Annotated in this window: 15 protein-coding genes; 9 read left to right on the top strand and 6 right to left on the bottom strand. The window is 51.3% G+C overall.

What is annotated here, in order from left to right; all coding sequences use genetic code 11:
- Positions 1-54: 54 nt before the first annotated feature.
- Positions 55-1,965 carry a squalene--hopene cyclase gene (gene shc / locus EDM59_RS00175; RefSeq protein WP_183192756.1) on the top strand — a complete coding sequence of 637 codons (1,911 nt, stop codon included), beginning with the start codon at positions 55-57 and terminating at the stop codon, positions 1,963-1,965.
- Here the strand turns inward: shc and EDM59_RS00180 are convergent.
- Positions 1,956-2,144 (bottom strand): hypothetical protein, encoded by a 189-nt coding sequence (locus EDM59_RS00180; RefSeq protein ID WP_373863281.1) that lies wholly within the window; start codon positions 2,142-2,144, stop codon positions 1,956-1,958. The two genes, shc and EDM59_RS00180, sit on opposite strands and share 10 nt — an antisense overlap.
- Before the next feature lie 160 nt (positions 2,145-2,304).
- Between EDM59_RS00180 and EDM59_RS00185 the strand changes: the two genes are divergently transcribed.
- From EDM59_RS00185 to EDM59_RS00210, 6 genes are all read left to right on the top strand, one after another.
- Complete coding sequence (locus EDM59_RS00185) at positions 2,305-2,556, top strand: spore germination protein (RefSeq protein WP_092267792.1); 252 nt, start codon at positions 2,305-2,307, stop codon at positions 2,554-2,556.
- On the top strand, positions 2,553-2,795 hold the full coding sequence (locus EDM59_RS00190; RefSeq protein WP_122921796.1) for a spore germination protein GerPB: 243 nt from the start codon (positions 2,553-2,555) through the stop codon (positions 2,793-2,795). Before EDM59_RS00185 ends, EDM59_RS00190 begins: the two co-directional genes overlap by 4 nt.
- Positions 2,796-2,827: 32 nt before the next feature.
- Positions 2,828-3,469: a spore germination protein GerPC gene (gene gerPC, locus EDM59_RS00195; protein ID WP_246010842.1), complete on the top strand. Its 642-nt coding sequence runs from the start codon at positions 2,828-2,830 to the stop codon at positions 3,467-3,469.
- Complete coding sequence (locus tag EDM59_RS00200) at positions 3,459-3,647, top strand: spore gernimation protein (RefSeq protein ID WP_122921797.1); 189 nt, start codon at positions 3,459-3,461, stop codon at positions 3,645-3,647. Before gerPC ends, EDM59_RS00200 begins: the two co-directional genes overlap by 11 nt.
- A gap of 92 nt (positions 3,648-3,739) precedes the next feature.
- Positions 3,740-4,114 (top strand): spore germination protein GerPE, encoded by a 375-nt coding sequence (locus EDM59_RS00205; RefSeq protein ID WP_122921798.1) that lies wholly within the window; start codon positions 3,740-3,742, stop codon positions 4,112-4,114.
- A gap of 35 nt (positions 4,115-4,149) precedes the next feature.
- Positions 4,150-4,365, top strand: a complete 216-nt coding sequence (locus EDM59_RS00210; RefSeq protein WP_092267788.1) for a spore germination protein — start codon at positions 4,150-4,152, stop codon at positions 4,363-4,365.
- 113 nt (positions 4,366-4,478) lie between these two features.
- On the opposite strand, the gene EDM59_RS00215 is transcribed toward EDM59_RS00210, so the two are convergent.
- Both EDM59_RS00215 and EDM59_RS00220 read right to left on the bottom strand, forming a co-directional pair.
- Complete coding sequence (locus EDM59_RS00215; protein ID WP_122921799.1) at positions 4,479-5,093, bottom strand: Hsp20/alpha crystallin family protein; 615 nt, start codon at positions 5,091-5,093, stop codon at positions 4,479-4,481.
- A 95-nt stretch (positions 5,094-5,188) separates the two neighbouring features.
- On the bottom strand, positions 5,189-6,586 hold the full coding sequence (locus EDM59_RS00220) for an LCP family protein (protein WP_183192757.1): 1,398 nt from the start codon (positions 6,584-6,586) through the stop codon (positions 5,189-5,191).
- Between the two features lie 221 nt (positions 6,587-6,807).
- Between EDM59_RS00220 and EDM59_RS00225 the strand changes: the two genes are divergently transcribed.
- Together EDM59_RS00225 and EDM59_RS00230 are read left to right on the top strand one after the other, a co-directional pair.
- A complete protein-coding gene (locus EDM59_RS00225; RefSeq protein WP_122921800.1) occupies positions 6,808-7,725 on the top strand; it encodes an NAD(P)/FAD-dependent oxidoreductase in 918 nt (305 codons plus the stop codon).
- 28 nt (positions 7,726-7,753) lie between these two features.
- Positions 7,754-8,227, top strand: a complete 474-nt coding sequence (locus tag EDM59_RS00230) for an NUDIX domain-containing protein (protein WP_122921801.1) — start codon at positions 7,754-7,756, stop codon at positions 8,225-8,227.
- A gap of 78 nt (positions 8,228-8,305) precedes the next feature.
- Here EDM59_RS00230 and EDM59_RS00235 read toward each other — a convergent pair whose 3' ends face one another.
- From EDM59_RS00235 to EDM59_RS00245, 3 genes are read right to left on the bottom strand one after another with little or no spacing between them, the layout of a single operon-like run.
- On the bottom strand, positions 8,306-9,694 hold the full coding sequence (locus EDM59_RS00235; protein ID WP_122921802.1) for an MFS transporter: 1,389 nt from the start codon (positions 9,692-9,694) through the stop codon (positions 8,306-8,308).
- Between the two features lie 15 nt (positions 9,695-9,709).
- Positions 9,710-10,828, bottom strand: coding sequence for a mandelate racemase/muconate lactonizing enzyme family protein (locus EDM59_RS00240; protein WP_122921803.1), 1,119 nt, complete (start codon positions 10,826-10,828; stop codon positions 9,710-9,712).
- Positions 10,829-10,843: 15 nt separating this feature from the next.
- Positions 10,844-11,617 (bottom strand): TraR/DksA C4-type zinc finger protein, encoded by a 774-nt coding sequence (locus EDM59_RS00245; RefSeq protein WP_122921804.1) that lies wholly within the window; start codon positions 11,615-11,617, stop codon positions 10,844-10,846.
- Positions 11,618-11,640: the final 23 nt, after the last annotated feature.

Consider the following 11,640-nt stretch of genomic DNA (forward strand, 5'->3'; position numbering starts at 1 on the left):
TCAAAGCAGTCCCTCCTCTCTCCTCATGTCCCCAAGCATCTGGAGGTGAAACGGTTGCGTGAAGTATCTGCAGAAATTCAGCGCATGCAAACGGTCTTGCTTCAAAAGCAAGCACAAGACGGTTCTTGGCGATTTTGTCTGGAAAGCGGTACACTGACGGACACTCACATGATCATCCTATTGCGCACTTTAGGGATTCATGATGAAGAGTTGATGCTGGGACTGGCCAACCGGATCGCAGGCAAACAACAGCCGAACGGGGCGTGGAAGCTGTACACGGATGAAGCCGATGGAAATCTCTCTGCCACGATCGACTCGTACTTCGCCCTGCTGTTTTCCGGCTATTTGAAAAAAACAGATCCCCGCATGGAAATGGCCAAGTCCTTCATCCGCGCCAACGGAGGGCTGAACGGAGCCAACATGCTGACGAAAATATCGACAGCCTTGACGGGTCAATATCAGTGGCCACAGCATTTTATGGTGCCCGTCGAACTGACCTTGCTCCCGCCCACCTCTCCCCTGAGCTTCTACGATTTTGTAGGCTACGCCCGCGTCCATCTGGCCCCGATGATGATCTTTGCCGATCGGAAATACGTCTTCCACAATCCAGCTACTCCGGATTTATCCGACCTGTACGTCGGACCTGCCATCTCGCCAGGTATTTATCCTCATCGCCGCATGGAGCAGTTCGCCCAGGATGCGCAAGGCTTCCTCGCTTCGATCCACAGCTTTGTACGTACGCTGCCATTTCTACCGAGTGTGCTGCGCGAGGTCTCTTTGCGCCGTCTGGAAACGTACATCCTGGAGAGGATCGAACCGGACGGAACTTTGTACACGTATTCGACTTCTACTTTTTTTATGATTTTCGCCTTGCTGGCACAGGGCTACCCCTTGCAGCATCCCAAGATCCGGCACGCCATGCAGGGCTTGCAGGCTGCCGTTTACCGCACGAGCGAAGACGCTCATCTCCAGCTCGCTACCTCCGCAGTCTGGGATACGGCATTGCTCACTTACGCCTTGCAGCATTCCGGCATCGAGTCCTCCCACCCCTCCCTTCAACGCTCCCTAAAGTACCTGCTGGGCAAGCAGCAGACAACCTATGGCGACTGGAAAATTCGCAACCCGCACGCTGCTCCTGGGGGCTGGGGCTTTTCGGATCAGAATACGATGAATCCCGATATCGACGACACGACAGCTGCCCTGCGCGCCATTTCCATGCAAGCAAAAGCAGACCAAACCACAGCAGCTGCCTGGAAACGAGGCCTGGATTGGCTCATGACCATGCAAAACGACGACGGTGGATGGCCTGCATTTGAAAAGAATACGAACTCTGCTGTCATTCGGCAGTTGCCGATCGAGGGCTCGGATACCGTGAGCATCGACCCCTCCTCTGCGGATCTGACGGGCCGTACACTGGAGTTTCTCGGCAATTATGCGGGAATTCGCATGAACCATCCGCAGGTACAAAAAGCTGTCCGCTGGCTCCTGAGCGAGCAGCGACCAGATGGCTCCTGGTACGGCAGATGGGGAATCGCTTTTCTGTACGGGACGTGGGCGGCACTAACCGGCATGATGGCAGTAGGTGTGCCTGCGGACAGCGAGGCCGTGCAAAAAGCCGTAAGCTGGCTGATTCGAAATCAAAACGAAGATGGCGGATGGGGAGAGTCTTGCAAGAGTGACGAAAAACAAGCGTATGTGGCTCTAGGTGCGAGCACACCCTCCCAAACCGCCTGGGCCGTAGATGCCCTCATCTCTGTTTTTCCCAAGCCTCATCCTGCTGTGGAGCGAGGCATTCAGTATCTCCTTCAATTCAAGGATCGCCATGATTGGACGACTGCCTATCCGACCGGCGGCGGAAGGCCTGGGGGCATTTATTTTGCTTACCACAGCTACCGGTGGATTTGGCCGCTGTTGGCACTCAGTCATTACCGGGACAAATACGGGACAAATCAACCTTATTCGTAATGTTTGCGAATGGGCAGCTGCTTGCTGATGATTAAAGAGTCTGCAGGTGTATCAAATACCGTTGAGCTGATGATTTCCTCCGTATCCCCAATCAGGACGATGGAGGATTGGGAAACGCCATCGCAGTCAAACTCCCCGACCTCTATTTTTTTGTTATGGACGGTCATTTTCAGTTCCATCTCTTCGTCTCCTCTTCTTCCTAGGGAATGAGCACGTGCAGCGGTGTGCCTCATTCAGCTTATGCCTACGCCCATCAAGAGGTGGCAAAAACAGATATGAACACCCACTAGACATTCACATACAATACAAAAAGGATTTCTCCAGAGGGGTGAGGTACTTGTGCCTGCAATCGTGGGAGTCATCAATGTCAACAGTATCAGTGGTGTCTTCAACGTCGGGGATGTCCGCAAAATTTCTCCTGTAAGCTATGCCAAAACCTTTGCTGGTGGAGGTTCTTTTAATTCCGGAACGACATTGAACGTGAGAATTCCACGCAGTGTCGTTTATGTGAATGATACGAATAACGATGATTGGCCTGCATTTGTCCAAGATTTGCGTGAGCCAGCGCCCAAGGGACGGGATTGCCCATGAATTTTATTGTCCATCAAAACATTACGATCCACACTCTGAAAATCGATGGTCTTACCAACTCGTCTGTCTTTCAAATCGGGAGTGCGGGTGTCATTAAACCTTTATCACAACTATACAACTCAGGCGGTTTTACGGAGCGAGCACCGGAAGCAACCATGGAGCCGGGGGAAGAAATGGAACCTGAAAGCCCACGTCCCGATATGTTTGTCCCGCTCATCCCCTTAGTGGAGCCCAGATGAGTTTCGATCCATTTGTCAGAAGATAGGTAAGGATGATCAGTATGTATATGGGTCCAGAAATGATGCAGTACTTTCAGCAGCTTCACGAATATTTGCAAGCACAAAACAAGCATATGGAAGCGATGAAAAAGCTGATTGAAAAACTGAATCAGGACATTGACGAGCTGAAGGAAAAACAGGTACCTCCCGTCATACGAAATGAATACAAATTTGATCTGCTAAAGGTCGAACGTCTGGAAGGCACCTTAAATATCGGTTTGAATCCAAAAGGTGCCGATGCTGGCATGGGGGAGCTGTCCATTCCTGGCCAAACGCCAGAGGAACGACCCACTACCGGAACAGCGGACACTCCCGCTTTTCGTCGCGTCCAGCAGGAAATATACGATTTTCTGGGGCATGACGCGTACCAGGTACTCGAACGTATCGAGGAAGAAGCCGGTTATCCCCTCGATGACACGTATCGCTCCTTTATCATGGATGACATCAAAAAACAAATCGATCCCCGCATTCGCTACTATTTGAAGCAGTCCGAAGCAGAAGGCTGGGAGCCCGAGCATATCGACGCTGTCTGCCAACGAACGATTCAAAAGGTCAAGCGCGATATCGAACGTACCTGTGAGTCCTTTATTAAAAATTTGCCTCGTGGAGGGATTGACGGCGGTCATGATCTATAAAGTGATCAATGGCGAAATCCGCGTCGGAGCTGTAAATATTGTCAACCTTGCCTCTGCAGCTTCTTTGTTTATCGGTGACTGCAAGTCTATTGTCCTGAAAACCATCAATGAGACCCCGCCGGAGAGCTACATTGTAGGCGTGACACAGCCAGAGGAGACGCCAGAACCGACGCCATAGGAATAGCCAAGCGAAAATCCGAAGACTGCATGGGGATGTCAGCCCGCCTCCTCTCTTATCCTATGGCTTCAGGAAAAAGGAGAATGTGGATCATGAACAGCAGAACGAGCCATGTCCATTCCTTAACCAACATTTCCATCGACTCCTCCTCCGTCCTGCAGATCGGCGATTCCCAAAAGGTGGATGCCCAATCGTACATCCTTGCCGTACAGCGGGATAAAGTCATCTTTTTTGAAAACGAGTTTCTGTTTCGGGACTATGTCGCTTTCTGTGAGCCATTTCCTTTGCCCAGCGATTGCGAACCCATTACGACTATGACCTTTCATGAAAATCCTTCGATCCGGGTAGATAAAGTGAATGTCAGCTTCGCCGCCGCATCCGCGGTTATTCACATCGGCTCGAGTGAATGTGTAGAAATGGAAACGCGCGTAAAAAATATACGGCATTTGGTACGGAACAAGCGCTAGGTAGAGGGTGGCGAACGTGAAAGGAGGAGATATCGTTGCCTTCCATCATCGGTGCAGTCAATATCAACAGTAACTCGGGAACCGTCAACTTTGGAGACACCCTCAACATATCTCCTAAGAGTGCGACCAAGACGTTTTCCGGTTCTGGCGGCGGCAATACCGGCAACCTCGTCAACACTGTAAACGGGGCCAGCTCTACGAACACGCTCGATCCCAGCGTGGTGGACCAACCTCTCGTCGGGAATATTTAAAGCAGTGTTAATGGCTTGCATTAGCACTGTTTTTGTCTGATTGTGTACGAGCCTACAATAGCTGCAGATAGTAGAAAAAAGGCTGCCAAGGGAAACTGGCAGCCTGGTACAGATTATAAATTCGCCCGAAACGTCGCTTTTCTGTCATGGGGTGAGCCATCCCTTGGCAAATACAGCTCCAATAAGCCATCCTGATAGTGAGCTTTCATCCCTTTTGCACTGACCGATACAGGCAGCTCGATTTGACGGTTGAAGATGCCGTGCACCCTTTCCTGCTGAATGCAGAACTGCGCTTGCGGATGTCGCTTGATCGTCCCTTTTATCTCCAATGTCCGCTGTTCCGTGAGCGTGACCTCCAAGCTGTCACGGGCAAATCCGGGCAATTCGCAGCAGACGATCACGAGCTGATCCGTTTGATAAATATCGGTAACCGGAAAAGCATCGTGATCGCTTTGATACATGATCACAGGCGGCTGTTCCTTTTCCCTCTGCTTCTCTTTTTGCTTTTTCCTCGTTTTCGAAATGGTGGGTACTGCCTCGCTCACTTGCGTAGTCGCCTGAGCCGTGGACTGCCCCGTCAGGTTTACGAGGTTTTCCCAAAAGTTCGTGTCCAAAAGCTGATTCATCTGGCTTAATGCCTGCCAAGGATTCTCCTGGTTCATGCTTAGCTTGGACAGACTTTCAGATGTTCGTTGCAATTGTTTCATGGTCTCCTGCAGGTTTTTCATGACGCGTCCCCCCCTCCTTCCCATCAGCAGGTCAGGAAATCCAATGAAGCGATCAGTCACTCCTGCAGTATATGTACGATTGCCTAAGGAAGGTGCTACACCCCGCCTTGAGACGCTCCTTCTCCGCTTTCAACGGGGGCAGGCGGAGCTAAAATATCAGGCGGTGGCATGTCAGGGGAGTACGGCTGCTCTTCTGTGCCTTCCTGGCCGTTTCCTGATCCATCTGATGCTTCATCTGGAACCGGATTCGTCGGATCGACATCGCTGTTTGCAGGCGTTGTCGGCTTCGTTGCATTTGACTTTTTGTCCGACTCTTTAGCAGGGGTCGCAGGAGAAGCAGTCTGTACTGTTGCTGCTGGCTTCGATGCCGGTTTTGGCTGATTTTTGATTTCGGCCTGTGCCACCTCTACGACAGCCGCATCACTTAATTTTACCAAGTCACCCTTTTTCTCCGATCCCATCTCTGCCTGGAGGGTTGTGCGAATCGCCTCCATATTCTCCTTTGGCCAAAGGGTGTACGGAGAAATCCAAACCGCACCATTATCCAGTGACGTCATTCTTTCCGAGGAGATGGTGCCAAAATCCATCGCCAATCCATTGATTTGATCCTTGGACAAATCGGTCCGAATATGCTTGCCTACCGTTTCCAGGACAGCTGTCAGGCTCGAAATACCGTCGACGGAAGCCACTTTGTCTGCAACGGCCTTGATCACCTGCTGTTGTCGTCTGTTCCGGTCAAAGTCACTGGAATTGTAGGCAGAACCCCGCTTATCCAAGCGATGACGTACAAAACCAAGCGCCTGCTCTCCATTCAATACCTGTGTTCCTTTTTTCAGGCTCCGATAAACGCCTTCTTGCGGAAGCTCATAAACCAGATCTTTGTCAACATCGACCTTTACACCGCCGAGCTTGTCGATTACAGCTGTGAAGCCCTCAAAGTCAAGCTGGACATAGTGGCCTACGCTTACGCCAAGCATGCTTTCCAAGGTTTTCTTCAGCAAGGTCATCCCATTTTCCGTAACTGTCTGCCCTTTGCTTTCTGCGCGCTTTTTGATTTCTTCTCCCAAAGCAAAGACTTCGTTTATTTTGTGATACCCCGGATAGCCCGGGATTTCTACACGAGTGTCCCGTGGCAGGGAAACCATCGTAAGTTTTTTGGTTACGGGATTGGCGACGGCCACTACCAGTACGTCGGTGTTGAGCATCCCGATGTTTTGCCGAGTATCCAGGCCAACGATCACAAAGGAAAGCGATTCCTTTTCTTCGTAGGGCTGCTCTACTTTTGGCTGATCAGGGAGCTGATACGGATCCTCCGTGACGACCTCCAACGTCTTGTTCCACTGACTGAGGGCATAGCCAGCTCCGGCAGCTACCAGACAAAAAAACAGGCAGCAAAGCAGAAGCACATACATTTTTTTGCTTCGCCGTCCACGCCTTTTTTTCTTGCTTGCCTGGTTGGAAGGAGTCTGAGGTTTTTCCATTTTTGCGGGCACGTTGGTCACTCCCTTTTCGTCGAATTTTGCACAATCGCAGATAAATTTCCCAAGATTTTGGCAATTCTTGTCCCATTTTACCACATCCTCCCGGCATTTTGTATGACGAAGGAACCTGCTCCCACGTTGCAGCTCGGAACATTCTTGCACTCTGGATACGAAACAGGTAGTCTAAAACTAGGTATATTTGGTACGCAAGAAAAAATCGGGGGGACAAAAGAGTGGAACACGTACAGGTGCTGATCGCAGGCGGCGGCATCGGAGGACTGTCCGCGGCTATTTGGTGCCAACGATTAGGATTATCCTGTCTTCTGGTGGAAAAAGCAGATCATCTCGGCGGACAACTGCTGCAAATCCGCAACGAAATCGTGGACCTTCCTCCCCGCGTTTACGCCAATGGTTCAGCTCTGCTGGATGATCTATTGAGACATCCCGCCATTGATGCCGTGCAGCCGCGACTGGAAGAAACCATCATTTCCATTGATGTTTCAACTCGCATGGTGAAAACAACGAAATCGGACTATCGCGTAGACTTTTTCATTGCCGCAACCGGTGCAAGTCCCAATGAGATCCCTGCGCTTTCAGGTTGCAAGAAAGTGCTGACGACTTCTTTCTCCACAACGGCTCAGGCAGACATGCTATCGGCACAGGATGTTGCTGTCATCGGCGGCGGAGACCGCGCTCTCGAGAGTGCCTCCAATATCAGCAGATTTGCCCGGCATGTAGATCTTCTCGTCCGGAGTGATCATTTGCGTGCCCGCTCCGAGTGGATTGCACGGCTGGAAAAGCTGCCGAACCTTCGCGTTTTCTGGGAAACGGAAATAGAGTCCTATGAGGCCAGAGAGGAGCGAATCGCACTGAAGCTCCGATCTGCCAACAACAGCGAGCCTGCTGAAATTGTCGTGGACTGGATTCTACCGCGAATCGGCGTGCACGGAAACAGCAGCGTATTTTCTTCCCTGGCTACCTTCGGAGATGCTTACCTGAAAACGGACGAATTTCAACGTACTTCTGCATCTGAGTGGATATACGCGCTAGGTGACGTCAGCAATGGCGCCCCCTATGCAAGTCTTTCTCTTGCGGTCGGTCAAGCGATGAAAGCCGTCAAACACATTTCGCTGCAGATCCAGCAGCCTTGAAGCACAGATTAGCAAAGGAGATCTCGTCATGTACGCTTTTCTAGATGACTTCGGCTTGCCAGTCGAGTTGACTTTTGATCACGAGGAATACGGCAATCACGAGGCACGGCATGTTCTTATTTTTCCGTTTTGGCAAGGGAAGCTTCTGTTCACCCGTCATCGAACTCGCGGGATCGAATTGCCGGGCGGTAAAGTAGAACCCGGGGAGAACAGTCTGGCAGCTGCTGTACGGGAAGTGTACGAGGAAACGGGAGCCGTCTTGGATGGAATAGAACGAATCGGACAGTACACGATCGACCATTCGATGCGAAAAGATATTTACATAGCCCGTGTGCTGGAATACGCCAGCCTCCCCTCCGGTAGTGATGTAGCCGAAACCGTAATTTTTTCACACATCCCTACCGATGTTAAAGGCGATCCGCAATTTAGCCGCCTGCTTTACGATGACGTCTATCCGCTTGCTCTGGCTCGCGCATTGACTCATCGATTTGCTCAATTCTGACGAAACGCAAAAACAACAGGCACTGCCCGAATCGGCCCCCTTCCCTTTCACGGGGTGAGACTGATTGGGAGATGCCTGTTAATTTTTTTCTTTTTCTTTCTGCCCTGACAAAATTCGTTTAAGAAGCTCATCAGGGTCAAACCCGTACTTTTCCACTGCCGCTTCCTTTTTCTTTTCATCGGGTGTAGCCGGTTCGATCCCGAGCAGCTCAGATACTTGTCTCCAGCCTTTCGTCTCGGCAGCCTTCTGATCCTGCTCACCGCCAGCCTGTGTTTGCTGCTGCGCCTGTTTGGGCTTTAGAAAGAAGATCGCCAGGACACCAAATACGAGGGATAGTCCCGCAATCGACCAAAACATGACCGTCCGTGAAATGTCCAAAAGCCATGTGAAGATGGGAGGTCCGATCGCGACCCCGATGAAGCGGACACCGCTGTACAAAGAAGTGATCATCCCCCGCTCCGCTTTTTGCACCGCTCCGACAATCATGCTGTTTAAGCAAGGCAAAATGAGCCCCGTACCAGCGCTGCCAATTACTAGGATACCGATCAGCGGATACGCCCCTTTTACAAAGCTGGCAAGAACGTAAGAGGCGGAGAGCAGGAACATCCCCACGATCACAAACCACCGCATGAGCCCTAGCTTCTTTTTAATGATCAGGCCCGTCACATACGCAGCGATACTCATGACCAGCAGCGGGATGGCTAGAAAGCCACCCTTGATCACGCCATCGATCTTGTATTTTTCCTCCAGCAGGTCTGACAAGTAGAACAGAACACCAAACAGAGTGAATAAGCAAATGCTCCCGATAAAGAAGGCGGGAATCAGCCATTTCCCATGCTGTTTAAAAACCTGCCCGATAGAGTGCAGGTATTGCTTCACCGGTATGGGCTGTTTTTCTTGCTTCTTTTCTTTCGTCAGGAATAAAAACAACAACAGCACGACGCCGCAGATAATCGGAAAGGCCAGAAACACCATGTACCAGGAGATCAGGGCAAGCAGCGAGCCAAAAATCGGGCTTAGTACCTTGCCAAGGCCGTTTGACGTTTCCATGAGCCCCAAAGCCCTGCTCTCCGACGCACCATTAAACAAATCCCCTGCGAGCGCCATGGCGATGGGTGCAGTACCCGCAGCACCGATCCCCTGCAATACTCGTCCTACCATCATGATCGAATACGGATTCTCCCACCATAATGCGGCAAGTCCTGCCAAAAGCCCGCCCGCACCATATACGACAAGGGAGAGGATGATCACGATTTTCCTGCCAAATCGGTCTGAAAGATACCCGGCAAATGGGATGACAATGCCAGCTGCTATGGAAAAGGCGGTAATGAGCAAACTCGTCTGCAAAGAGGTGAGATCCATTTTGGCTTTCATGGTTGGCAATACAGGGATGAGCATGGAATTACCCAGCACCATGACCAGAGGGATACCCGTTAAGCCAATCAAGTTTTTTGCATTTTGCGCCATAAGAAACTCCTTCTTTTACGCATAAACGCTGCCATCCCAGCGCATTGCGTTGATAAGCTCCCAGTCCGGCAAAACTCCAATTCCGGCTCCTTCCGGGATAGTGACCTTGCCTTGCACCGGAGCTAACGGAAACAACTGTGTGAACGGATTCTCCATCGCATCCCACTCCACGGGCTCGATGGGATCGGCATCCATTTTCGACCATGCCGGAAGACAAGCCTGAGCAAATAAGGTATACAGCCGAGCCAGGCTGCCATCAAAAGAATGAGGGGATACCCGATATCCATACTGCCTAGCCAGCTGCAAGTGTGTCCGGTAGGCATCGATCCCCTCTGTGTGCAGCAAATCTGGCTGCGCAATATCCAACGCACCAGATTGGTACAGCGGTAAAAACTGAGCGCACTGAACCAGATTCTCTCCGCCCGCAATGGGTACCTGAATAGCTGCCCGCAGCTTTCCATACTCCTGCGCACGATCCAGCGGCATCGGCTCCTCTAGCCACAGCCAATTGGGGAACTGGGAGAACACTCTCTCCCACTTACGTGCATGAGACGTATCGTAGCTTTGGTTAGCATCCAAAGCGACAAGAACATCCTCGGGCAGTGTTTGCATGAGACGCTTGATATGGGCAAAATCCTCTTGCAACGAGCGTCCTCCGATTTTTACTTTCACCTGTTTATGCCCAGCTGCAACCTCCTGCGTGACCTTTTCAATCGAACGCTCGCACCAATCACTGGCTTCCCAGTAGGATTGAAATGAAGCGTAAACCGGTATTTGCTGATGAAATTTGCCGCCCCACAAATCACAGACAGACAACCCCGCGCGCTTCGCAACGATTTCCGTCAAAGCCATGCTCACTCCCGCTGCCGAGCGCTGGTGCCATTTGCTGATGACATCTGTCAGCGCGAGTCGATCCGTTGCCATCTTACCGAGCAAATAGGGAATGATCCGCTCTCGGAAGCCCGACTGAAGCGTAGGGAGCCAATCGATAATCTCCCCCCACCCGTCCATTCCCGATTTGGTAATGACGCGAATCAAAAAGCATGTTCGGTACCGTTTGTAACCATTTGCATCGCCATACGCTTGTGGAAGCTTATAGAGCAGCGGGTACGTCTCTACACGCTCGATTTGCATTTGCGGTCCTCCTGGCTACATCAAATCGTTTCGGCCTTCCCTGTCTGCCCGCTCTTCTTCGTAATCGTCGTAGTTCAGGTAATTCCCTTTCCCCTCGCCCTTTCGCATATACTCCTCGTAGGTACCGCTCCGCATAAAGTGAACGCTGTCCTGACCGTGATAGCCATCGATATCGGTGTACCCGATTTCCTCTACATCTTCCACAAAGCCATCTGGCTCATCACTTTCGATGTACATTTCCTTGTAATCGGTCTTGTCGTTATCCACGTAAGAAAACGGAGTGCTCGAGGTGCCCCACGCCTCTACAATTTGCCACGCATCTTCCCCGTCAAAGCCGTTCTGCCCTTCCTTTTCGTCAAGTGAGGTACGCCCGAACGGAGGCATCAAAAACTCCTCTTCTATGGGACGAGATTCGTTGATCGTAGGCGCTGGTGCGTGTTCCTTGCAGGTCTGTGCCTGTGGGAGTGCCTCGAGACGCTCCTCAGAAATAGCCGCCCCACAAACGGTACAGGTCCCGTATGTCCCCTCATCCATTCGTGTCAGCGCCTGATCAATTTCCTTCAGCGTCTCCCTGTCCAGGCTATCCAGCGCCAAATCTTTTTCCCGCTCGAACAGTTCACTGCCAATATCAGCGGGATGGTTATCGTACATGGCAAACTCCTGCAAAGAAGTCGTCATCGGTTCTCTCATGCCGTAATGGTCCTGCACGCGATCTTCCAGCTCTTTTTTCTGCTCCAGCAGCTTAACTCGAAAAAGTGTCAGCTTGTCTTGGTCCACGCCAGACACCACCTTTGGTTTGGTTTCCTCACGTG

Source organism: Brevibacillus nitrificans (assembly GCF_003710965.1).
Taxonomy (GTDB): domain Bacteria; phylum Bacillota; class Bacilli; order Brevibacillales; family Brevibacillaceae; genus Brevibacillus; species Brevibacillus centrosporus.